Origin of the sequence: Pseudoxanthomonas sp. UTMC 1351, assembly GCF_040948865.1 — a bacterium.
Lineage (GTDB): Bacteria > Pseudomonadota > Gammaproteobacteria > Xanthomonadales > Xanthomonadaceae > Pseudoxanthomonas_A.
In genome coordinates, this window is the sequence record NZ_JAVGJT010000017.1 from 102018 (window position 1) to 127371 (window position 25354).

Annotated in this window: 14 protein-coding genes; 4 read left to right on the forward strand and 10 right to left on the reverse strand. The window is 61.3% G+C overall.

What is annotated here, in order from left to right:
• Positions 1-97: 97 nt before the first annotated feature.
• Positions 98-466 (forward strand): L-rhamnose mutarotase, encoded by a 369-nt coding sequence (locus tag AB6O04_RS12605; protein WP_368564332.1) that lies wholly within the window; start codon positions 98-100, stop codon positions 464-466.
• 177 nt (positions 467-643) lie between these two features.
• Here AB6O04_RS12605 and AB6O04_RS12610 read toward each other — a convergent pair whose 3' ends face one another.
• The 10 genes from AB6O04_RS12610 to AB6O04_RS12655 all read right to left on the reverse strand — a co-directional run bounded on the left by AB6O04_RS12610 (position 644) and on the right by AB6O04_RS12655 (position 17195).
• Positions 644-1858 (reverse strand): CaiB/BaiF CoA transferase family protein, encoded by a 1215-nt coding sequence (locus AB6O04_RS12610; RefSeq protein WP_368564333.1) that lies wholly within the window; start codon positions 1856-1858, stop codon positions 644-646.
• Between the two features lie 195 nt (positions 1859-2053).
• On the reverse strand, positions 2054-3946 hold the full coding sequence (locus tag AB6O04_RS12615; RefSeq protein WP_368564334.1) for a glycoside hydrolase family 127 protein: 1893 nt from the start codon (positions 3944-3946) through the stop codon (positions 2054-2056).
• Entirely contained in the window at positions 3943-6123 is a 2181-nt protein-coding gene (locus AB6O04_RS12620) for a formylglycine-generating enzyme family protein (protein ID WP_368564335.1), read from the reverse strand. The genes AB6O04_RS12615 and AB6O04_RS12620 overlap by 4 nt, the downstream gene beginning before the upstream one ends.
• 43 nt (positions 6124-6166) lie before the next feature.
• Complete coding sequence (locus AB6O04_RS12625) at positions 6167-7126, reverse strand: ribokinase (RefSeq protein WP_368564336.1); 960 nt, start codon at positions 7124-7126, stop codon at positions 6167-6169.
• Positions 7123-8358, reverse strand: coding sequence for a serine hydrolase domain-containing protein (locus AB6O04_RS12630; RefSeq protein ID WP_368564337.1), 1236 nt, complete (start codon positions 8356-8358; stop codon positions 7123-7125). Before AB6O04_RS12630 ends, AB6O04_RS12625 begins: the two co-directional genes overlap by 4 nt.
• Positions 8359-8486: 128 nt before the next feature.
• Positions 8487-10724: a TonB-dependent receptor gene (locus tag AB6O04_RS12635; RefSeq protein WP_368564339.1), complete on the reverse strand. Its 2238-nt coding sequence runs from the start codon at positions 10722-10724 to the stop codon at positions 8487-8489.
• A 283-nt stretch (positions 10725-11007) separates the two neighbouring features.
• Positions 11008-11907 carry a LysR substrate-binding domain-containing protein gene (locus AB6O04_RS12640; protein ID WP_368564341.1) on the reverse strand — a complete coding sequence of 300 codons (900 nt, stop codon included), beginning with the start codon at positions 11905-11907 and terminating at the stop codon, positions 11008-11010.
• Positions 11908-12092: 185 nt separating this feature from the next.
• A complete protein-coding gene (locus tag AB6O04_RS12645) occupies positions 12093-14480 on the reverse strand; it encodes a sodium:solute symporter (RefSeq protein ID WP_368564342.1) in 2388 nt (795 codons plus the stop codon).
• A 181-nt stretch (positions 14481-14661) separates the two neighbouring features.
• On the reverse strand, positions 14662-15558 hold the full coding sequence (locus AB6O04_RS12650) for a CoA ester lyase (RefSeq protein ID WP_368564344.1): 897 nt from the start codon (positions 15556-15558) through the stop codon (positions 14662-14664).
• 617 nt (positions 15559-16175) lie between these two features.
• A complete protein-coding gene (locus tag AB6O04_RS12655) occupies positions 16176-17195 on the reverse strand; it encodes a sugar kinase (protein ID WP_368564345.1) in 1020 nt (339 codons plus the stop codon).
• A gap of 240 nt (positions 17196-17435) precedes the next feature.
• Here AB6O04_RS12655 and AB6O04_RS12660 point away from each other — a divergent pair, with 240 nt between their 5' ends.
• The 3 genes from AB6O04_RS12660 to AB6O04_RS12670 all read left to right on the forward strand — a co-directional run bounded on the left by AB6O04_RS12660 (position 17436) and on the right by AB6O04_RS12670 (position 25244).
• Entirely contained in the window at positions 17436-20234 is a 2799-nt protein-coding gene (locus AB6O04_RS12660; RefSeq protein WP_368564346.1) for a TonB-dependent receptor, read from the forward strand.
• Positions 20235-20400: 166 nt separating this feature from the next.
• The gene (locus AB6O04_RS12665) at positions 20401-21756 is read left to right on the forward strand and encodes a polysaccharide lyase family 1 protein (protein ID WP_368564348.1); all 1356 of its coding nucleotides are present in this window, start codon (positions 20401-20403) and stop codon (positions 21754-21756) included.
• Between the two features lie 290 nt (positions 21757-22046).
• Positions 22047-25244: a TonB-dependent receptor gene (locus tag AB6O04_RS12670; RefSeq protein WP_368564349.1), complete on the forward strand. Its 3198-nt coding sequence runs from the start codon at positions 22047-22049 to the stop codon at positions 25242-25244.
• The last annotated feature ends 110 nt before the right edge of the window (positions 25245-25354 follow it).

Consider the following 25354-nt stretch of genomic DNA (forward strand, 5'->3'; position numbering starts at 1 on the left):
CGGTTGAGAACACAGCGCATGGTTCGAGATTCGGGATTCCCCGGGTTGGATCTCTAGGCTAGCATCGGCCAATCACTGACCACTTCGCAGGTACACCATGCGCCATTGCCTTGCCCTCGACCTGCAGGATGATCCTGATCTCATCGCGCAGTACGAAGCCCATCACCGCGATGTCTGGCCGGAAGTACTGGCACACCTGCGCTCGCACGGTATGCGCGAGCTGGAAATCTTCCGTCTTGGCACCCGCATGGTGATGATCATGGACACCGACGATGCCGTGTTCGACGCCGAAGCGATGGCCGTTGCGGAACGTGCAAATGCGCGTTTGCGCGAATGGGAAACGCTGATGTGGCGCTTCCAGAAGGCGACACCGTGGACACCGGCCGGACAGAAGTGGACGCCGATGACGCCGATCTTCCGTCTATCGGATACGGACGAGAGGCGCGGCACACCATCGGAAAATTGATTTTCGCCGAATCGATTTTCTATCGCTCAAAGCGCTCGCCCATGCTTTAAACCGCCTCCGCGATCACGTGTGCCGGAATGCGGCGACTACCGAGCCGCGACTTTCGTTGCCGCACGGATAGAACGCAAGCTGGAGCAGCAAAGGGCGCGCTGTTCTTTCGTATGTGCCCGGAGAAAACTAAGCGCCAGAACCGCTTTGCTTGGACGGCGCATTGTCATCGTACGACGCCAAAGCCTCCGCATCCTGATTGAACACCGGCGAAGCGAACGGCGCCGGGCCCGGAGTCCTGCCGAACTTGATGGGCCGTGTGACACCTCGATAGGCGCCGACCACCGGGTGTTCGATGGTGGCCACAATGTCTTCCGCCAGCACTTGCGGGTGTTCGAACATGTCTTCCACCCGGCGCGCCGCGGCGCACGGCACTTCATCGCCGAACAAAGCCTCCCATTCCATCGCCGTGTGCGCCGCCAGTGCGACGTGCAGCTGCGGCACGATGTCGGCGGCATGCTCGGCGCGCTTGCGGACGCTGTCGTAGCGCGGATCCTCGGCCAACGCGTTCAGGCCGACCTTGCGGCAAAGCGCCTGCCAGAAACGCGGCGTGTTGGCAGAAATATAGAGATAGCCCTCGCGTGCCGGGTGGATGCCGGTGACTCCGCCAGAACGCATGTCGCGACCGATATCCAAAGACTCGCCTTCCACCCAGATCATCCGCGCCGACTGCATGGTCAACGCGCTGCGCAGCAACGAAACGCCGACGAACTGGCCCAACCCGCTGCGCTCGCGTTCGTACAGCGCCGAAGACACGCCTGCCGCCAACAATGCCGCGGCGTAGTAGTCGACCACCGAGCCGTAGATGATTTCCGGTGCGCCACCACGCTTCCCCTGCAGCGTGCACATGCCGGTCATGGTCTGCAGCACCTGGTCGTAACCGGCCTTGTCCTTCATCGGTCCGGCTTCGCCATACCCGGTCACCGCGCAATAGATCAGGCGCGGATTGAGAAGATTGAGCCGCTCATGATCGATGCCCAACCGCTTGGGTACCGCGGGGCGAAAGTTGTGTACCAGCACATCGGCTTCGCGCACCAGGCGCAGCAGCTTCGCCAGATCCTGAGCATTCTTCAGGTCCAATGAAACGCCGCGCTTGCTGCGGTTCACGCCCATGAACGCGCGGCTTTCGGCCTGCAAGGTGGAAGGATATTGGCGCAGGTTGTCGCCGTCGGGCGGTTCCACCTTCAGCACGTCCGCGCCCTGGTCGGCCAGCAGCGTGCAGCCGTAGGGACCGGCGATGTAGGCACTGAGATCGAGCACCTTGATACCGCTCAGCGGGCCGGCCGGACCCTGGCGCTGGGCGGAGCCAAAAAGCGATGCGTTGTCCGGAGACGTCTTATCCATTAGCGGTAGATCCATCAACCATTGCGACTGTGTCACTGGGCAGTCTGATGCAGGAGTAGACAGCGAAACAGTGCGAATTCATATGTTCTGCTGCCATAAATTCTTGGTATTTGGCTGGTGTGCCACGTAGGAACGCTGTCCTGGCGCGAGCTTCTGCTTTTCCGCCCCGTCGAATGCATGAGCCTGTGCGCGGTGTTACGCCAACGGCGGCACCTCTGCCGACGATGTGCCCGGCGCCAGCGATAACCACGTCAGCCGCCAGGCGCCATCCTCGCGTCCACCGACGCGGTAGTACGGCCAGAACACCAATTCCGGCCGCCCTTCCAGTTTCATGCGAATACCGGGTCCTTCTTCACCCGGCTGCATCGGCAGGACTTCCAACCATTGACCGCTGGGCGCCGAGGGAAGACGCACCGTCTCCTCGGTCTTGTAGCCGTCGACCAGGCCGGTGGCATAGACCAATGGGCCGCGTGTGAGGCCGACGTATTCGTAGCGGAGCACTTCCTGCCTTACCGGCGAGCCATCGGGTGCGCGCGATTCCTGCACATTGCGATGAACGCGACGATGCAGCGTTGGTTGCATCGGGAAGTCGAGGACGATCTCATCGCCTGTTTTCCATTCGCGTTCCAGCCGTACGTAGGTGCCCGCTTCAGCAAAGCTCCGGATCGCCGCACCGTTGATCGCAATGCTCGCATTCGCCGCCCAGGACGGAATCCTCACATCGATTGCGAACTGTGCCGATTGCTCATGCGTCACGGTAATGCGAATGCTGCCATCGAAGGGATAGCCCGTGTCCTGCCGCAGCTCAACGCCACCCGCTTGAGTCAACGCCAGTCGAGCGCGGCCAGGACCGTAAAGATTGATCCGCGCCGCGCCGTCAGGAGAAACGGCATAGGCGATCGCCGGCAGTTCTTCCAGCGCCATGGCGCCGCTGGATTTGCAGCAGCGCCAGTATGTGGTGTGCACGCGCTTGCCGTTGGGAAACGAGTAGTAGCACCAATCCTCGCCATTGGGCGCGTGAGCTCCCAACAGGTCGTTGTACGCGGTGCGTTCTATTTCTTCGGCGTACTTGGCTTCGCCGGTGATCGCCAGAAGTTCGCGGTTGAGCTGGATCCAGGCGAGTATCGAACAGGTTTCAACGTAGGCTTGTGGAAAGAACGCGCCTGCCGGGTTGAAGACTTCACGCGACCGATGCGCCACGCCACCCCAGGGACCGCCGCCCAGCGTGAGGTGGTGGTCGCGGATGTTGTGCCACAGGTGATCCACGGCCTGCGCCAACGCCGCTTCGCCCGTGGCCTTGTGCAGCTTGGCCAACCCCACCAGATTCCACGCCAGTTGGTATGCCTTGCCGGTGGCGATCTCCGATGCATCGGCGCCGGACAACGCGCGCGCCAGCAGCGCCAACATCGGGTTGCGGTCGGCCTGTTCGAGTACGCGTTTTGCCAAGTCCAGGTAGCGTTCTTCGCCGGTGGCGATGTACAGCTCCACCGCCGGGTCCATCAACACCGTCGCGGACATGCCGTGGTGATTGCCCAGGTTGGTGATATCGATGCCGCCTTCGGTCAGCGCATGCCAGCACAGATCGCCGATCCTGCACGCGGCTTGCAGGTATTCCGGTCGCGGAAAATGCTTGTGGACTTCCAACAGTCCGAGAATCAGATAGCTGTGCGTCCAGATATCCCAGGTGCGCACGCTGGGCGCACCGTCCCAGCTGACCGGCTTCGGCGGCTGCGGGCGCATGAATCGACGCTCGGGCGCGTAATTGCCCAGGTATCCGTCGGCTTGCTGCACGCTCACCAGATAGCCGGCGACGCGGTGCAGGTTGTCGATCAGCGCAGCATCCTGTGATCGCGCTGCCGCCTTTGCGGCGGCGTACAGCCATTTTCCAGCGTGTTCGCCGTACCAATCACCTTCCTGGTTATGGGCGGTATGCGCAGGACCGAAGATGGCGATGGCGGGGCTGGTTTCGTCGACGATGAAATGACTGAGCCGGCCGCTGCGGTTGGCTTCCAACGCCGTGCCCAACGGTCCTTCCAGGCGCACGTCGCTCGCGGCCGCAACGCGATCATGGCGATGCGGGCTACTCATTTCGCATCCACCACGCAGCGGAAACCGACCATGCCGGAACGATCCTTGCTGGGCGCCATCAGCAGGTACTTGCCGTGCTGATCCAAGCGGTACGCTTGCGGAAAATACCAATGCGACGTCTGCGGCTGATACGCACTGCCGCCGCGCAGAACCGCAGCGCGGGTGTGGTCGTCGGCGTATTCGTCGGTCCATTGCCACACATTACCCACCAGATCCAATACGCCGAAGGGACTGGCGCCCTGCGGGTGCGCATCCACGTCCGCCGGCGGTCGCAGGCGGCGGCCGCGATTGGTTTCCGGCACGGCATCAGCGCGCCAATCATTACCCCACGGATACAGGCGACCATCGGTTCCCTGGGCGGCGTACTGCCATTCCCACTCGTGCGGCAGTCGTTTGCCGGCCCAGGCGGCGTAGGCGCGTGCGTCTTCGATGGACACCCAGGTGACGGGCTTGTTCTCCCAGCCCGGTTGCGGTGTGCCATCGCGCCAGTCGCGCCAGTCGCGCAGGAAGTTGTGCGTGTCGCGCGGCCGATAGCCGCTGGCGTCCAGGAATACCTTGAACTGAGCGTTGGTCACCGGAACGCGATCGATGTGGAAGGCCTTCATCGCCATGCGCTGACGATGATGGCGACGGGCACTTTTCTCCCAGGGATACTGGAAATCGACGCCTTCCCATGTCTGTCCTTCGATCTCCACACCACCGACGACGAACAGATACTCGCCGGCAGGAATCGTGACCATGCCTTCCGGCGCCTGCGCGGCGGGCGATGTCGCTGCGATGGGCGTGATCTGCTGCGGGATGGCTTGCCAGTGGTTGGATAGCGTGCGCAGCGGCACGCGGGCGAAACCGGCCATCAGCGCCAGGAACGACGACAGGCCTTCGATCTCAACGCCGGCATCCAAAGCGAGCAGTGCGCCAAAGCCGCGTCCCTCCAACGCCATCTCGATGATGGCTCGGCCATCGATCACGCGCGGCTGCAACTCGGCGCCCTGCCAGAGATCGTAGTAGCGCACGCCTTCGCGATGCGGCAGCGCGATCTGCTCGCCCGCCACGTCGTATTCGTTGCGATTGACGATCGTCCACAGGACTTTCCCTTCACCGGGGAAGCGGCTGGCGAACACGCCAGCCTGCAAGGTGGGGAAATACGGCGTCCAATCCTGGCTGACCATCAGCGGCGCGAACTGCCGCTCGATGGTGGCAATGCGGCGTAGCGATTCTGCGTCGCGCGGGGTGAACTGGTTCCAGATGCCCCAGACGTTTTCCCAAGCGTTGTAACCGATGCCGTTGAAGAAGATGTATTGCAGGTCGTGGTTGCGGTCGCGGCCCCAGCGGTTCTCGTAGTTGATCATATGGCGCGGCTCCAGCCACTTGAACTTGGCCACTGGAGGAATCACTTCGTTCGGCGCTTTCTTGCCCCAGCTCTGCACGTTCCAGATCAGGTGCTCTTCCGCGCTGATGGTGGATTCCGGCTGCACCACCACCGGACGGCCGAGCGCATCGCAGGCATCGAAGAACGCACGCGGCACGCCGTTGTAGGTGTCGCCGTTGATGCCGTCCGCGCCGACTTCCTTCACCAGTTTCGCCACCGCGTGCCAATCCGCCTCACCTTGCTCGCGGGTGCCGTTGTCCCACGGCATCGTCGGCAGGAACACCTTGACGCCGCGGCGGTGGAAATCTTTCACCGCGCCACGCAGTCCTTCGATACCACCGGGCAGGTCACGCGCCATGTCGAACTGATTGCGGTCGTCGATGCCGATGTTCGGATAGACGTACCAGAGCAGCACACTGTCCAAGCCGCCGAAACGCTGTTCCAGATCGTCGAGATATCGGTCCACGGTATAGCAGCCGGCCTCCACATCGTAGAAGTAGCGGTCCTCCACCATCATCTGCGCGTGCACGAAATTGCGCTGCGCCCATTGCAGTTCGGGCCGGCGGTAGTTCGCGTCGTCGTAGCCGATCCGGCTGAGGTGTTCGCGCCGCCAATCGCGCAACTCGCTGATCCAGTCGGCGGAGGTGGCGTTGACGTCGATCTTCCAATGGCCGATCTCGGCGAACGGCCAACCCGGCGCCTTGCCCGGGGTAGGCAGATAGCGGCCCGTGGTGACGTGGGAAAACTTGTATTCGGTTTTCACCGGCGGGCGTTCAGAAGCGGGGGTTGAATCCGTGGGGGCGGTCATATCGGAGATTTCTATCGGTCAATTTTTATGGAGTTTGATGAAACTAGGCCATGCCGCAGTATGCGGCCAACCTTGCATAAGCGTCCGGCGAAGGTGCAGGCGCGGTCCGCAGGAAATCCTCAACCTGCACCCGCGTGGGAATGCTGGACTGCGCGCCCAAACGGGTACACGCCAAAGCGGAGGCGGCACTGGCATGGCGCAGCGCATCGGCCAGCTCGGCACCCTGCCCCAGATGAGCCGCCAACACGCCGCAAAACGTATCGCCGGCCGCAGTGGTGTCCACGGCATCGATGACGAAAGCCGGCTGCAGAATGACGCGGCCCTCAGCGCGGGCGTAGCAGCCTCGCGCGCCCAGCGTCACCACCAGGCACGGCACCTGGATACGGGCAATGCCTTCGGCCAAGTCGTTGGTGCCGGTCAGTGCGGCGAGCTCGCCTTCGTTCACCACCAGCACGTCCACCGCTTTCAACAGTTGCGCAGGCAATACTTGCGCCGGCGCGGCATTCAGCAGCACGCGTACGCCTGCGGCGCGCGCAGCCAGCGCGTAAGCCTCCACTGTTTCCAGCGGGGTTTCGAGTTGCAGCAATACATGGCCGATGCTCTCCAGCGCGGGCAGATCCGCCGGGCCCAGCAGCGAGTTGGCGCCTGGCGCCACGGTGATGGCGTTCTCGCCATCCTCCGCCAGACAGATGAAAGCCATCCCGGTCGAAGCAGCCGAAGACCGCACAACGCTCAATGCGACACCCGCCTCGCGCAGCGATGCTTCCAGCGGCGCGGCGAATGCGTCTTCGCCTAACGCCAGCAGCATGCGTGTAAGCGCACCGCCGGCCTTCGCGCAGGCGACGGCCTGGTTGGCACCCTTGCCACCGGGGAACGTTGCGAATTCGCGCCCCAGCACCGTCTCACCGGGCGCGGGCACATGCGGCGTGAGCATGACGAAATCCAGGTTGGCCGATCCGGCAACCAATATATTTTTATGGCGGTCGGCGTGATGCTCGCTCATGGTTCCAAGGCTTCGTAAACCCGGTTATAGAAATCCACGGCGATACGCGGCAGATCGTTCTTCTCGCCATTGGGCAGGTGCTGCATCAACAAGATGGCGATCAGCGTTTCTTCGCGATCGATCGTGAAAGTGGTCGACGCCGCACCGGACCAACCGAACGCCCCGACCGATCCCGCGCGACCACGCTTGGCAGAATCGATGACCACGTATCCGCCAAACCCGAATCCTTCGCCGTCGCTGAACTCGTTGACAGGTGGATCCAGTTGGCCTTGCAACTGATTCGCCATCATCAGGTCGACGGTCTTCCGCTTCAGGATGACGGCACCTTCCAAACGCCCGCCATTCATCAGCATCTGGCAGAACCGCGCGTAATCGCCGGCGGTGGAATACAGGCCGCCCGCGCCGCTGGGATACGGATTGAGCCTGGCGCCGGGGTTGATGGCGCTCGGGCCGTCGTCCAGCATCAACGGGCCGTCGTCGCTCATGCGAGTGATGTCGGCGATGCGATGGCGGTACCGTTCGCGAACCGCGAAACCGGTATCGCTCATCTTCAATGGATCGAGGATGTGATGCTGCAGGTAGGTATCGAAGGATTCGCCACTGACCACTTCGACCAGCCGCGCCAGGACTTCGATGCCGGTGCCGTCGTACTTGAAACGCGTGCCCGGCTCGGTTGCCAGCGGCACCTGCGACAATCGCGACACGAACGTCTTCAGGTCCGGCGAACCATGCAGGTCCGCACGCTCCAGCAGGCGCGTGGCTTCTTCGTACCCCGCGCCTCCGGTGGCAAACCCGGCGGTATGGGTCAGCAGTTGACGAACCGTGATGGGCCGCTGGGCAGGTTCGGTATGCGGCGCGTCCGCGGTGCCGCCGACAAAACGCTGCATCTTCGCGAACTCGGGAAGATGGTGCGAGATGGGATCATCCAAACCGATCCGGCCTTTCTCAACCAACTGCAACACCGCCACCGAAGTGACGGGCTTTGTCATGGAATAGATGCGGAAGATGGTGTCCTTGCGCATTGGCGAAGAACGGACCAGGTCCCGGTGACCATAAGCCTGATGGTCGATGATCTTTCCGTCGCGGATGATGAGCGCCACGGCGCCCAGGTAGCCCTTGTCGCCCACCGCGTTCCGCAGGAGATCGTCCAGGCGCTGCAAGCGTTCAGACGACACCCCTGCGGCTTCGGTCTTGGAGATCGGCAAGGGCGATGTGGATGCAAGCGCTGGCACACAGAGCGCCAGCCCCAGACTAAAAGAGAAAAATCTCGTCTTGCCGGAAGCCCGAAGCCGCCCCCATGCTGGCAGGGCGGCTCCGGCACCGGCAGGCTTAGCCGCCTGCACTGTGAATTGACCGTATCTCAGAAAGTGAGCTCATGAGTGAATGAGATCATGCGCCCGCGGCCGGCGAAGTAGTTCTTGTAGAAGTCCACCTGCGACCAGCTCAGGATGTACTGCTTATCGGTCAGGTTCTCGATACCCAGCGAAAACCGGCCGTACTTCTCCGTCTGATAGTTCACGCCAAGATCGACCAGCGTGTAGCCGTGGGTCCGTTCGGAATACTCGTACTCCGCCCCATCAAACTCACGCACATCGCTGCCGGAAATGCTGCGATCGAGCAACTTTGTCGCGCCCAGCGTGATGTCGCCATTGGGGATGAACTTCCAAACCACCGAGGCCGATATCTTGTCGGGGTTGATGTCGGACACGCCCATCGGCTTGGTCAAACCACCCGCCGGGTAGCGCCCTTCCGAATCGGCGTTCCAGAACGATGTTTTGCCGCGAATGCGCGAGTAGAGCGCGCTTACCTTCCACGCCTCGTTGAATCTCCAGTCGCCGCTGACCTCGACGCCCTTGATGCGGGTTGGCGCACGATTGAGGATGTAGTCCTCGGTAACCGGATCGACGGCCAGCGAAGTACCGAAGTCCGATCTTGAATCATAGTGCGACGCGCTTAGTGAGCCCTTCTCGCCACGCCAATTGAAGCCGAACTCGCGATTGTCGACCACGATGGCCTGCAAATCCCGAATGCGGTCGACCGATTGTCCGGGCTCATTGATATTGCGCAAGGGAATGCCGATATTGGGCAAGCCAAAGCCTTCACCATAGGATCCGAATACCGACCACTCGTCGGTGATACGCCAGATGGCGCCAAGGTTGACCAAGCTTTCGGTGTACTCCACGCCGCCGCCTTGGACAAAGACACTGTTGCGGAACGGTGTGGTGGTGTAGCTGTCGACATGCAGTTCGCCGTCTTCGCGCCGGTATCCTCCGCTCAAGGTCACCGGGCCCAGGTCGTAACTCAGCTGCATGTATGGCGCGGTGCTGGTGTACTCCATCGGCGGCACCCAAACACGATTGGTCAGTGCCAGCCGTTGTTGTGCTTCGTCCTTGACGTAGTCGACACCAACGCGCAATTCCAGTCCAGACACATCGAACAGCGACGAACGGGTCCAGGACGGCCGGACTCCGTACTTCTTGCTGGTGATCTCCGACTGGTCGAAGATCCGCTGCTCTTCGTCGGGAAGCGGCCAGACAAGTTGCCGATCATCGCCATCCTCAGGCAGGTAGCGCATCGCCTGGTCGGCCCAATAGCCGTTGATCATGAAAGTGCCGCCGAACAGATCGCCATGCGTGTACATGAGATTGAATTGTTCGAAGTTGTTGAATTCGGCCTTGCTACCGAAGATGTGGCCGCGTTCAGACGTTATGGGCATGGGCACCGGACATTCCACCGGGTCGTAGCGGCACCCACCGGTCTGGACGTAGTCGCCATTGCCTTCGATCTTGAAGCGGCTATAGCTGGCCTGAAGACGCTGGATGCCGTCTTCGCCAAAATTGATGCCACCCTTGATGAACAGATTGTCGGCTTGCGAGTCGGAGACAGAACCACTGGTGTTCATGCCGATACGGCGGCCGTTGCCGTCGTACGACATGCCGCGGTCGATCACCGAGGCGCCCACGACGAGATCGTAATCATCCTGCTTGCGCATGAAGTTCAGGCCCACCTTCCAGCCCGAACTGTCGCTGGCGAACTGAGTGGAATATCGCGTCAACAGCCGGAACTCGTTGCCTTCCTTGCGCGGTACCGTGGAGAGATAGTTGATGATGCCGCCGGCCGCGCCGATGCCTTCCGACGCCGACGGACCATTGATGACTTCGATGCGCTCGACGATGCCCATGTCGGTGAACGTGGCGCTGCGGCCACCTTCGCGTAGCGGCGATCCCTGCGGCACGCCATCAAACAGCCTCAACGCGATGCGCCCGCGCAGAGTTTCACCGCTGTTGCTCATGGCTTGCGATGATTCGGCGTAGCCCGGCACCGTCCGCGCCAGCACCGCGGTCGCATCTTCGGTGATCAACAGGCTGTGCTTGATTTCTTCTTTCGACACCAGGGTGACCGCGCCTGGAATTTTATCGACCGCCTTGGGGGAGCGAGTGCCGGTGACGATAACCGTATCCAGGTCGGTGGCGGACCGATCTTCATTGCTTTCGCCAGCTGGCTCAACATCGGCAACGGTCGCCTGCTGCGCATGGACACTGGCGCTGACGGCGGCCGCCAGCAGGAATACGCCGAAAGCGGCGGGGACTTGCTTCATGGTCTTTGTCTCGTGATTTTTATGATGGCTATGGAGACGCAGATAACTGAGGTGCGTCTCACCAGTGCGGCATGCGCAAAAAAACAGGCGGCGACGATACGCGCCGATGTGCCAAGCGTTCCTCCCAGACGCTCCAGCCGACAATGCGTAGAGCCTAGGGATTCAATCGAAGTAAAAGAACGGGTCGCGCGTATGTTCAGAGGCTAGTTTTTGTTGCTTACCAAGGTATTTTTGGTTGCGTTGCAGCATTAACTAGCCAGCGATGCCCGCTTGATGATTGTGACTATGCGATGGCCGCCGATATCAGCCCGGATTTCCGCATGGCGGCGCGGCTTTCCTGCAAGAGCACCGTCACCAGGCGAATACGAACAGTTGATCTCGACCACACCATGCCTATCCGGCGTGGCACGCATTCCTGCGGCAGCGGCAGGCGTACCAGGCGCAAACCTTCCGGCCATGGCTGCGCCCAATCGGGTACCAGCGATACGCCCAGCCCGCGGTCGACCATCACGGCGATGGCATTCAAGGCGTTCAGTTCAAAGCGCTCGTGCGGCACGATGCCGACCTTGCGCAGGTATTCGTCCGCCTGCCGACCACCCCATTGATAGCGGTCGTAGCGGATCAGCGGCTCATTGGCCAACAGCTCGTGAGGGTCCCTGTGCGCCATGCTCTCTGGTGCCAGAACGACCAGCGGTTCTTCGCGCAGCAACTGCCAGTTGCAGGTCTTGGGCAACGGGAATGGCGCCTGCAGCACGATGGATGCGTCGAGTTCGCCAAGCTCAACCGCGCGATACAGGTCCGCCGAATAGCCCGGCTTTATAAAGACGTTGATCTGCGGGAACTTGTCCACCATCCGCGCCAGGATGTCCGGCAGCATGCCGGCCAGCGCGGTCGGACAGGCACCCAGGCGCAACTCGCCGGATACCGAACTGTCGTTAGCCACGCTGCGCATATCGGCGACATCGCGCAACAGATCGCGGGCGCGCTGCAGAATGCGGTCGCCTTCTTCGGTCACGCTGACAGTGCGGCCTACCCGGGCAATCAGCGCCACGCCCAACTCCCGCTCCAGGGTGCGTATCTGCTGCGCCACCGCAGCAGGCGTGATATTCAGCAGGCGCGCGGCCGCCGCCATCGATCCACGATCGACAACGGTGACGAAGGTGTTCAGAAACTGGGTATCCACGTCATTCCCCTTAGGGGCTAACAAACCTGATGAAGTATGCCGCGTTGCTTCCCATGGGAACCATGGGTGCCCTTTCTTGTGGGTGATTTTTCCCGCGTGATGTGATGGGAAGGCTTCGCGCCCACGGGACGCTCCTACAAAAAGCGAGTTACCGGCTATTCGCTATCGCCTCCCGTTGCGACGGCCTAATCGCTACCGGGGCTCGGGATTATCGCGGGGCGCGGCCCGATGTCGCGATAGATGGTCAGCCCATCCAGCGAGCGGCGCGGTGCCGGGAACAGCAGGCTGGCGCCGTAGCCGATGACGATGCACAGCAGGATGGAGATGGCCAGATAGAAATACGGATGCACCAGATTGACCGACCACGCCAAGGTGGTCAGCACGATGCTGCTGCCGATGCCGATGGCCACGCCGGGCGAGTTCGCGCGCCGGGTAAACATGCCGAGCGTATAAGCGCCCGCGAATCCGCCACCTAACAGTCCTGCCAGTTCGATCGACACATCGAACAGAGAATGGATGTCGTAGCGCGACAGCAGCAGCGCGATGCCGATACCGAACAGACCGACCAGGACGCCCATGATCTCGGCGAACAGCACGCTCTTCTTCGGTGTCGGGTTCTTGGCCAGCTTCTCGTAGAAATCCACCGATACCAACGTGGAAACGCTATTGATGATGCTGGACAGCGTGGACATGGCGGCAGCGAAGATGCCGGCGATGATCAGCCCGGTCACGCCCATCGGCAGTTCGGCCGCGATGAACAATGGGAATGTGGCGTCGATGGGCAACAGTGGATTCATCCGCTCCGGATGCGTCTTGTAGTAGACGAACAACGCGGTGCCGATCATATAGAAGAAGAATCCGCCGGGAATCATGATGGCGGCGAAGGTCCAGATGGAGCGCCCGGCTTCCTTGTCCGACTTGGTCGACAGCACGCGCTGCATCAGCACCTGGTCCTTGGGGAAGGTGAGCACCACATCGAACACCACCAGGAAGATGAATCCCCACACCGTGGCCTTGGTCAGGTCGAAGCTGAAATCCAGCACTTTCATCTTGTCTTCGGCCAGCGCGGTGGTGAGGAATTCCGGCACGCCGCCGTTGAGGTTGTAGATGATGAAGCCGATAGCGAAGATCGCGCCGCCGAACATCACGAACACCTGCACGAAGTCCGTCCAGATCACCGCTTTCATCCCACCCAGCGTGGTGTAGATGATGGTGAAGACACCCATGATCATGATGCTCCACACCACATCGATACCGGTGATGGTGGCGATGGCCAGCGACGGCAGGAACAAGATGATGCTCATGCGGCTGCCGATCTGCATCAGGATGCAAAGCGCACTGGCCAACATGCGGATCGCCGGATGGAAGCGGGTTTCCAGATAGGAGAACACCGACATCAGATCCAGCCGGCGCAACAACGGCACGATCCAGATGGCGACGAACATCAGTCCCAGAATGGCGATGAGATTGTTGGTCAGGTACTGCCAGTTGGTTTCGAACGCTTTTGCAGGAATCGCAATGAAACTGATGGAGCTGGTGTTGGTGGCGTAGAGGCTCACACCGGCCGCCCAGAACGGAATGGAGCGGCCACCGACGAAAAAGTCGGAGGTCGAATTACGCTTCTCGTGCAGATAGAAGTACAAGCCGATGCCCACCATGGCGGCCAGGTACAGCACGATCACCACCCAGTCGAGCCACTTCAGCAAATACTTGCCCGATTCAAGTTCGGCATAGCGGAATTCCATCTGGCTTGGGTTGCCTCCGGGTACGGCCCATAGCAGTCCGTTACCCCATGCTGCGGCGACAGTGGCATTGGCCGCTTGTGCGTCGGGCATCGCTGCCCATGCGCTGGTGATGGAGTGGAACGTCATCAACGCCGGCGCGGCGTTCGGCGCTCTTTCCACCAGATACAGCACGTGCGCCTGCCCAACGGAGCGCGCCGAACCCGGCATCACTCGCCCTGTTACGGGCGGCTGGCTTTGCCAGCCACCGTCGGCCGACCAGCGCCACAGACGTTCGCCTTGGACGGTGGAATCCGGCACCGTCACGAACAAACTGCCTTTCTGGGCTACCAACGTGCTCGCTGCGCCACCGCTTGGCCAACCGGCAACCGCAGCCCAGGCATTGCCCGAAGGGCCGGTGTCGAGACGAAACAACTGAGCGCGCCCTTCAGGATTCCTTCCCGACAGGTACGTGGCCTCGCCAAGCGTCGTCATCCGTACTTGCGCCAGCGGCGAGGGCAACGCCGGCAGATCGGTTGTCTTCAACGATCCGCGTTCCACCTGCACGCGGCTGATGCTTTTGACCGCACCATCCACGCCACTTCCCAGCAGCAAATAAGCGCGCTGGCCGTCGCCGCTGATGCCCTTTATGGTTTCGTTCTTCTGCTGCCGCTGCCAGGAAGCGGGCCGCCAGGATTTGTCCGCCAGCAACCACACTTGCGTTGGGGTGACCGCCACCGGTACACCGTCGACATTCGCCAGGCTTGTCAATGGCGTATCTGTTTCCAGCGCTGGCAGCGTTCCGGTCCGCACCGACGACAGGTTTTGCGCTGCCGCTGGGGTTACCAGCAAGAGCCATAGCAGTATCAGCAGCCAGCGGATGTAGCTCGGCCTCCCGAACCTTGCGGACGGCATGGGGAGGCAACGGGATTCTTGGAAGGTATTCGTCATGCGTTCGGCGCAAAGTTCCTGGTCGCAACGCGGGACGGCATCACGATATGGCGAATGGAAAGGATAGGACCTGTCACGTTGTTCAGTGCGTTCCATCAGCATCGCGGTTCGCAAGCGGATTGGCGAGCGCCTGGTCTTCAGCCGCCACGATTGCCTCGGCCCGCTTGAGAAAAGGCAGGTCGATCATCCGCCCATCCACGACAAATGCACCATGGCCGCTCGCCTCCGCTTGCCGCGACGCCTCGACGACGCGCCGTGCGGCTTCGATTTCCGCGCCATCAGGCCGGAACACCTCGTTGGCCAGCGTAATCTGGCGGGGATGTATGCAGCTCTTGCCGACAAAGCCCAGGCGCCGCGCCATCTGCGCTTCGGCCCGGTAGCCTGCATCATCCTGGATCTCGGCAAAGGCACCATCGCAGGCGAACACGCCGGCTTCAGCCGCCGCCATTCGCACGGCGAACATCGCGGCATGCACATTCGACTCATCATGCCGCGCCAGACCGAACGGTTCGAACAGATCGCCCAATCCCAATTGCAGGCCCATCACACGGGGATGCGCATGGGCGATCTCCGCCGCGGCCCGCAAGGCGCGTGGCGTTTCGATATTGATCAGCAGTCCGATGGGACTTTCCACGCGATTGGCTGCTTCCGCGCACTCGATCTCCGCGACGGCGGTGAGCACGTCGTCCGCCGACTCGATCTTCGGAAGATTGATCAGCGCCACGCCGTCTACCGCGATGGCACCCAGGTCTTCGGAGAAGTGCCGCGTGGCGAGCGGGTTGGACCGCACGATGATCAGCTTGGCGGCCGCACGCACCTCGGAGCGGCGCACGAACGCGGCGATCTGGTCGCGCGCTTCCGACTTGAGGACTTCCGGTACCGAATCTTCAAGATCGAACGACAAGGCGTCGGCCTGGCTCGCCAACGCCTTGGAAAAAAGCTCCGGGCGTATGCCGGGCACAAACAGTTTGCTACGCATGGGCCGCGCTCATCATGGCGCGCAGTGTGAGCGAAGCAAAAACAAAGAAAAGTCGCTGCAGACATATTCAGACGCAACTTTTAGTTGTGACTGCCAGGCGGTGGTCATGCTGCGTTGCAGCTTGGATAGCGGCGGTCAATCCTTTGCTTCATATCTGGAGAGCCAATATTGCCCCGCTTCGCTGTTGTAGGAGCGGCGTCCCGCCGCGAGCTCTTCCCGCCTGGTCGCGATAAAAACCAAAGGCTCGCCCGTTCACCACCTCGACGCGCTGCGGCGCGCTCGTGATCGCGCATACCGGAAGGCTACCGGGGCGCGGAGCGGCGTCCCGCCGCGAGCTCTTCCCGCCTGCCCGCGATAGAAACCAAAGAGCAATAAAAGCTCGCCCGTTCACCATCTGGACGCGCTGCGGCGCGCTCATGATCGTGTATACCGGAAGGCTACCGGGGCGCGGAGCGGCGTCTCGCCGCGAGCTCTTGCTGTCGGATCCCGACAAAGCGAAAAGCTCGCGCCGAGACGGCGCTCCTACAAAGCGAAGGCCGCTCCTAAAGAAGAGGTAGGCCGGCCCCATGTGGCCGACGCACGCAGAACAGACAATGGTTATCTCGGACGGAAACGCGCTAGCGCTTCACGTCGAAGCCACCTTCGCTCAGGAATGCCATGACATCGCCGACGCTGACAAGATTGAAATCGCCGGGCAGTGAGTGCTTCAAGCAGGCCGCGCCCAGGCCGAAGTGCAGCCCATCGGCTGTACTCATCCCCGCGATCTCGCCATGCAGCACGCCCGCTGCGAACGCATCGCCGGTTCCGATGCGGTCCACGATCGATGCCACCTCGTAAGTCGGCGTCGTATGCAATTGCCCACTGCGCAGCGCTGTGATCGCCGACAGCGCGTGATGGTCCACGTTTCGCTGCACGCGAATGGTCGCGGCCATTTGCTGCAAATGCGGAAAAGCTTCGAAAGCGGCAGCGGCGCCAGCGGCGAAGCGTTCTTGAGCGGTGGCTTGCGAGAAAGACCGGCCCAACACCACTTCGATATCCCGATGGCTGGCGAACATCACATCCGCCTCAGCCATGATGCCGCGCAAAATGCCTGGCGCATCGCCATGCCATGCCTCCCATAGCTTGGGTCGGAAGTTGCCGTCGAACGACACCCGGACACCCGCCGCGCGCGCCGCGCGCATGGCAGCCAACGTGCCGTCTGCCGCGGCCTGCCCCAGCGCAGGCGTAACGCCCGACACGTGTAGCCAATCGACACCCTGTAGCAAGGCCGGCCAATCGTGCTGTCCGCCGCCGGCGCGGGCGAATGCGGAGTCCGCGCGGTCGTACAACACCTCGCTCGGCCGCTGAATGGCTCCCGGTGTCAGAAAATACAATCCCATCCGGCCGTCGACTGCCTGCACCGCACGCGCGTCCACGCCGTACCGGCGCAGTTCGCCTCGCGCGGCTTCACCCAGCGAATTGTCAGGAACCACACCAACCACGCGTGCGTCGTGCCCGAAACGCGCGAGCGACACCGCCACGTTCGCTTCCGCACCACCGACATGGACTTCCAGCTGCGGAGACTGCAGCAACAGCTGACGTCCCGGCGGTGCAAAACGTAACAGCAATTCTCCGAAACAAACGACCTTTCCCCGCATGACTCCGCTCCCGTAATGTCCGTGGTGATGGCAATAGTGGCGGCCGCGCCCTGTTGTCCTGGGGACACGATACGGCCTCCCGAGGAATAGTTGTTGCTGCACTGCACACTCTGTTAGCGTTTCGTTTGACCAGCGGTGTCATTGTATCGCTGGACAGCCTGCAAAAGGCGATTGAAAGTCGTTTTACGCATTCAAAACAGCCGTTTTTAAGCGGCCATGGTCCCTTGAGGAGGGGAAGACATGTCAACTCGCAACACTTACCGGAAGACACCGGTTACCTTGCTGGCCCTTTCCATTGGATTGGCGCTGCAGATGAGCGTCAATGCATCCGCACAGGAAACCCCACAAGCGCCTGCCACTGGCGCCGCCGAAACGCCGGAAACCGTGGACACGCTGGATACCATCAGCGTCACCGGCTATCGCGCCAGCGTGGAAAGAGCGCTGGACATCAAGCGTGGCGAGGCCGGCGTGGTTGACGCCATCGTCGCCGAGGACATCGGCAAGTTTCCGGACCTCAACCTGGCCGAATCGCTTCAGCGCATCCCGGGCGTAGTGATCACGCGCGATGCTGGCGAAGGCCGCAATATTTCGGTTCGCGGCCTGGGCCCCGACTTCACCCGTGTGCGCATTAACGGCATGGAAGCGCTGACCACCGTTGGCGCCTCCGATCAGTCTGGCGGTTCCAACCGCGGCCGCGGCTTCGACTTCAACGTGTTCGCTTCGGACCTGTTCTCGCAGCTGATCGTACGCAAGACCGCATCGGCCGAAGTCGAGGAAGGCTCGCTGGGCGCCACGGTCGATCTGCGCACTTCGCGTCCGTTCGACTACGACGGCTTCACCTTGGCCGCGAGTACCCAGGCCAGCTACGGCGAGCTGGCCGGCAAAGCCGACCCGCGCATGGCCGCGCTGATCTCCAACACCTGGGCCGACGGCAAGTTCGGTGCATTGTTGTCCGTGGCTTACTCGGACCGCCGCACGCTCGAGGAAGGCACCGGCAGCGGTCGTTGGGCCAACGGCACCAGCAACGGTGGTTTCAATGCCGCGTCGCCGTTCGCCGCAGCCCGATCGGTCGATACCTATCACCCCCGCTTCCCACGCTACACGCTGATGGAGCACGATCAGCAACGCCTCGGGGTGACCGCCGCGCTGCAGTTCAAGCCAACGGATCGCACACAGTTCTCGTTGGACGCGTTGTACTCCAAGATCGATGCGATCCGTGATGAAAGCTACATCGAGGCGATCTCGTTCAGTCGCAGTGGGGCCGGTAAGCCTCAAACCATCGTGCGCGATGGTGCGATCGAGAACAATGCCCTGGTCTATGGTTTGTTCGACGATGTGGATGTGCGCTCGGAGAGCCGCCATGACGAGTGGAATACGGTGTTCAAGCAGCTCGGCCTGGAGGGCGAGCACGAATTCACCGACAACTTCAAGATTTCCGGCAAGGTCGGCACCTCGAGTTCCGAACATGAGAACCCGATCCAGACCACGATCATCATGGATAAGCTGAATGTCGATAACTACAGCTACGACTATCGCGGCAATCCTTATGCGCCAGTAATCAACTACGGTATCGACCCGACCAGCGGCACCGGCTGGACACTGGCTGAAATTCGCATCCGCCCGCAATGGGTGAAGAATGATTTCGACACCGCTCAACTGGACTTCAACTGGAATATCAGCCCCGGTTTCCGTTTGAAGGGCGGTGTGCAAGCCAAGGACTATGAGTTCGCCACAAAAGAGTGGCGGCGTAGAACAGAGGGACTGGGAGCGTCGGGTGGTTCGCCGGCCGTACCGAACTTCAGCGATGGGACGCGTATCGTGCCGGAAAACCTGACGGAACTCGCCAGCCTCAGCGGCGTGTCCGGTTCGCCGGGCACCTGGATCATCCCGGACTACAACGGCGTCGCCGACCTGTTTGACATCTATAGCAACAGCGGCGCGTTCGCTGTGTTCGAGCGTCCAGCGAATACTCGTAGCGTCAAGGAAGAGGACCGCGGGGTCTATTTGCAAGGCGAATTCTCGACCGACCTGGGCCCAATTCCGTTCTCCGGTAACTTCGGTGTCCGCTATGTGCGCACCAAGCAGATATCCACCGGCACGGCCACTACCAGCGGTACGCCGGTAGTGTCCACGGTTTCGCGCGAGTACAGCGACACGCTGCCCTCAATGAACCTGGTGGCCGAAGTCATGCCGGACTTCCTGATCCGTCTGGCTGCTGCCAAGGTGATGTCGCGTCCCGGCCTGGGCTTCCTGACTCCCGGCGTTACCGTCAACGTCAGCGGTGGCGCACGCACGGTCACTGGCGGCAATCCGAACCTGGATCCGATCCGTGCCGATACATTCGACCTGGGCTTCGAGTGGTACTTCGACGAAGGCGCGATGCTAGGCCTTGGCCTGTTCTACAAGGACATTGAAAGCTTTGTGCAGACCACTCGCGAGGTGCGCAGCTACGCATCCAGCGGTCTGCCTGCCAGCCTGCTGGAAGGTACCGGTGCCACAGTGAACGACGACTTTGTCTTCAATGTGCCAGTCAACACACCAGGCGGACCGCTAAAAGGTCTTGAAGCCAACTACGTCCAGCCATTCACGTTCCTACCGGGCTTCTGGAGCGACTTTGGTGTGCAGCTGAACTACACCTACGTCGATTCGAAGATTCAGTACGTCACCAGCACCGGCGCCAACGTGTTCAAGACCGACCTGTTGGGCCTGTCCAAGCACTCATGGAACGCTACGGTGTTCTATGAAGGTGATCGCTTCTCCGGGCGTGTTTCGGCCACCAACCGCGATGACTTCCTGCTGCAGGCCCCAGGCACGGAAGCCGGTTACAACTTGAACGGCGTGCATGGTCAGACCGGCACCACCACGATCGATGCTTCATTGCGCTGGAAGATCGACGACCAGTGGGAAGTCAGCCTGGAAGGCATCAACCTGACCGACGAGCCGCAGGAATCGTGGGTATCCAACGCCAACGGCGAGCTGCCGCTGGACTACAGCGAAACCGGCCGCCAGTACCTGCTGGGCCTACGTTATAAGTTCTGATGTTGTCCGGCCCGGGCGGGCAATCCGCCCGGGCTTTGTTTCTTCTGCCATGGGTGCTCGTCCTGCTTCAGCTGACGAGCCGACGGCGTCCTCATTCCGATTCGCGATCCGCTTGGCTATTCGTTCCCGCACGCGTCCGTGTGCGTCCGTTCAGAAGGAGCTTCTCATGCGTCGCTTTCATTCTTCCGTGCTTATTGTGCTCGCGGCATGCACGTTGTCCTCCGCGGCGGCCAATGCCGGCCATGTTCCTGATCTGAGTCGCGAAACCCTGCCCGCCGGCGATGGCTGGGCTTCGCTGCCCACCACTGCATTACCCCAAGGTACGACCGGCGGTTCCGCCGCCAGTTCGGCCCGCGTGCATACCGTTCGCGATCGCAATGCTTTGGTGGCCGCGCTCGCCTTTCCTGATGCCACACCTAAGATCATCCTGGTTGAAGGCGTGATTGATGCCAACGTCGATGCCGACAACCAGCCACTGACCTGCAGCGAGTATCAGCGATCCGATCCACAGAGCGGCACGCCATATTCGCTGGAAGCATTTTTGGCTGCCTACGATCCGGCGACCTGGGGCCGGGTTGCACCCAGCGGCCCGTTGGAACGCGCGCGTCTGGCTTCCGTGGCTGCACAGCAGGCGCGCGTGCGAATTCGCGTGCCGGCCAATACCACGATTGTCGGCGCGACCCGCGATGCAGGATTCCGCGGTGCCTGGTTGGATATCCGCCCCAGTAGCAGCAGCGGCAACCAGCCGATGAACGTGATCGTCCGCAATCTGAGTTTCGAAGATACCTACGACTGCTTTCCGCAGTGGTCGCCCACCGATGGCGCGCAAGGCAATTGGAATGCGCAGTACGACGCGATTTCGATCCGCAACGCCACTCATATCTGGATCGACCACAATCGCTTCCGCGATGTCGCCACCGCCGATGAGCTTCTGCCGATGCACTTCGGGCGGCTCTATCAGGTGCACGATGGCTTGTTGGATGTGACCAATGAATCCGACCTGGTTACGATCTCCTGGAACCGCTTCAGCCACCACGACAAGACGATGCTGGTGGGATCGTCCGACAGCGCCGTAGCCGATCGCGGAAAATTGCGGTTGACGCTGCATCACAACCTGTTCGAGGACGTGGGCCAGCGCTCACCGCGCGTTCGCTACGGGAAAATCCATCTCTACAACAATCATTACACCGTCAGTGCCCAGGCTGCGGAGAACTACGGCTACAGCTGGGGCGTAGGCATCGAGTCGCAGATCTATGCGGAGAACAATCACTTCCGCGTGGGCGATGCTGTACTGCCGGAGTACTTCATCGATCGATTCAACGGACAGCGGATACACGCCAGCGGCACGTTGTTGAATGGTGTTTCACCCAACAGCGCTGTCGATCCGGTGGCGGAATTCAACACGGCCAATAGCAACACTTTGATTGGAACCGTGGACTGGACGCCTACGCTGCACGGTCCTATCGAACCCACACGCACCGTGCCTGTATCGGTGAAACAGGAGGCGGGGCCCTTTAAATGAGCAGTAAGAAATAGCCCTCTTAGTAAAGGGCGGGCCCGTGCAGCGAGCAGCGGGGGGATTTTCTTTTGCCGTTGTTAGAGCAAGAGCGAATCCTCTCTCGGCCCCCTTTTGCTCTCGACAGCCGAATGGCTGGTCAAGCGAGATTGAAACAGCAGCCCGTCCACTTACCACGTACCACTTATTGCTTATTGCTTACTGCCTCTTGCGTATTGCTTATTGCCTATCGCTCACCATGCACTTTTCTTCTGCACACGTCCCACATCGACTCACCACCCTGGGAGGGGAAACTAATGCCAATTCGGCACTATTCGCGTCAAAAAAAGACACCGGTTACCTTACTGGCTTGCGCGGTCGCGCTGGCATTGCAAATCAACGTCACCGCAGCTGCCCAGCAGGCCGGAGAGACGCCCGATGCGCCACAACAGGCGGCCACCAACCTGGACGTCGTTGAGGTCAAGGGCGGTTACCGGGCAAGCCTGCAGAAATCGCTGGACGAGAAGCGCTACAGCGTGGAACAGGTGGACGCGATCTTCGCCGAAGACATCGGCAAATTCCCAGACCAGAACCTGGCCGAATCGATGCAGCGCATCGCGGGCGTTTCGATCGACCGCGAAGGCGGTGAGGGCCAGCGCATCTCTATCCGCGGCCTGGGTTCGGACTTCACCCGCGTGCGCATCAACGGTTTGGAAGCACTGTCCACTGCCGGCAGCGGCAGCGCCGGCGTCAACCGCAGCCGCGGCTTCGATTTCAATACCTTCGCCTCCGAATTGTTCAGCCAGGTCAAGGTCAACAAGACCCAGTCGGCGCAAATGGACGAAGGCTCTCTGGGCTCCACGGTCGACTTGCGCGGCTCAAGGCCATTCGACTTCGATGGCTTCCAAGCATCGGCGAGCGGCCAGTACGGTTATAACGAACTTTCCGAAAAGAACGACCCGCGCATCTCCGGATTGATCAGCAACAGCTGGGGCGATGGCCGCTTCGGTGCGTTGATGTCCGTGGCCTACAGCAAGCGCAACATCTATGAGGAAGGCTACAACCCGGTGCGCTGGGAGCACGGCAACCACCGCAATTCCAACCAAAGCAATGCCAACAACAACGGCACCTACGGGTTCTGCAGTCCCGTTGGCTACGACCCGCAGACGCCGCGCAATCCGCTATCCAATGAGACCCCCGCAGGCACCGGCAGCACCGCCAATCAGAACCGCAACAATGGCTGGGGCAGCTACGGCATCGACGCAGAGAACTGCGGCACCGGCCTGCCCCGTCCTGCCAACACACCCGAGAATATCGCCGCCTACGAGACCGCAACCAACGCGTGGATACCGCGCTATCCGCGCTATATCCGCACCCACCACGAGATCGAACGACTGGGGGTGACCACCGCGCTGCAGTTCAAGGTCTCCGACGACACGCTGCTCAGCTTCGACGGCATGTACTCCAAGCTGGAGAAGAATCAGCGCGAGGATTCGCTGGGCGCCAACCTGCACCGCACCGCCAACCTGGGCGGTAAGACCCAGATCACGGTGCGCGAGGCCCAGGTCGACGATATGAACCGGCTGGTCTACGGCGTGTTCGACAACGTCGACTTCCGCACCGAGTCTTCCGTTATCGAGGAGAGTACGGAGTTCAAACAGTTCAGCTTGACGCTGGAACATCAGTTCAACGATGACGTGCGCTTGGATGCGGTGATCGGCCATTCCGCTTCCGACTACGAACGCCCGGTGTTCTCGTTGGTCAGCTTCGACAATTCCAACCTGGACGGCTTTGTGCTGGACATGCGCGGCGGCGGCGGGATGCCAAGCATGACCTTCCCGTTTGCGCTGAATGACCCTAATACCTGGTCGTGGCTGGGCTACGACAGCGTGCCCGTCAACAGCAACGGCACCGCGCGCGGCACCAACATCAGCGAAGTGCGGCTCAACCCGAGCTACGTCGAGAATGCTTTCGACACCGCCAAGGTCGATCTGCAGTTCAACATCAATCCCACTTTCACCTTCCGCACCGGCCTTGCGTACAAGGACTACGACATGAGCTCGGAGGAGTACCGCCACATCAGCTACGGTCGGTTGGCGCAGGCGTTGCCCGGTGGCGTCACGGTGGCGGACATGAGCACCACGCTGTCCGGCTTCGGCAGCGGCCTTGACGGCAATGTTCCGAGCAGTTGGCTGATTCCGGACTTCGACAAGGTCGCCGATTTGCTGGACATCTACTGCAATTGCGACTCCGGAGCGCAGGGCGGCGACTACCGCCTAGCCGGTCTCGGCCACTTCGGCGCCTCCAACAACAACTTCCAGGTCAACGAGAAGACGTTGGGTACCTACCTGCAATTGGACTTCAACACCGATCTGCTGGATCGCCCGTTCCGCGGCAACATCGGCGTACGCGTGGTCGATACGCAGATCACCGCCTCCGGTTATGCGCCGTGCACGGCCAGCAATGCGGCCAATCGTTCCAGCGCCTGTGAGAGCTTCTTCGGCGTGGCCAGCAACACCGCTGACCCCGGCGAGCGCCTGCTGGTGCGCAGCGAAGTCAATCACTCCTATACCGATGTGCTGCCTTCGCTGAACCTGGCCTGGAACCTGACCGACGAGTTCGTGTTGCGCTTCGGCGCTGCCAAGACCATGGCACGGCCCACGCTGACCTACATGTCGCCAGGTGTCAGTGGCGGCCCCACCAACTACTTCGACGACGGTCGGGTGTTCTCAATCAACCTGGGCAACCCCAAGCTGGACCCGTTCCGTTCCACCAACTACGACCTGAGCGCGGAGTGGTATTTCAGCGAAGGCGCGCTGCTGTCGGCCGCCGTGTTCTATAAAGACATTGAAAGCTATATCCAGCGCACCCGCCTGCTGTCCACTTGGGCCGATCTGGGCTATTCGCTGGACCTCCTGCCGGCCGGTTTCACCGCCGATACGGTGTTCAACGTGCAGAGCTACTACAACACCCCAGGCGGCCCGCTGAAAGGCTACGAACTTACCTACCAACAGCCGTTCTCGTTCCTGCCCGGCTTCTGGCGCCACTTCGGTGTGCAGTTGAACTACACGCATGTCGAGTCGGACATCCAGTACATGTTCAGCACCGCAGCCAGCAACAACACTGCGGTCGTCACCCGGTTCACTGAAAACGACTTGGTCAACCTTTCACCGAACTCGTACAACGCCACGCTGTACTTCGACAACGACACGTTCAGCGCACGCATATCCACCAGCTACCGCGACGGCTACATCGGCGAAGTACTCAGCCGGGAAAACGTCTGGGATCTGGATGGCAATCAGCTGACCACCGCCGACGTGACTGGCAAGTACGACGTGCGCAATGTCGACTTCAACATGTCCTACCGCGTCAACGACAACCTGTCGCTGACATTCGAAGCCATCAATCTTCTGGATACTGAAGACAGCCGGTATGTCGACTCGGAACTGTCGCTGCAGGACAGGTACACCCACACCGGACGGCAGTACTACCTAGGGGCGCGCTACAAGTTCTGACACATGGCGGCCGGCCGGCACGTCCGTCGTTGACACGACGGACGTGCCGGTCCGGCTTCCAATTCCAAACCCAGGGGATAAGGGCGATGTGGAAAACGTAACGCGCTCCA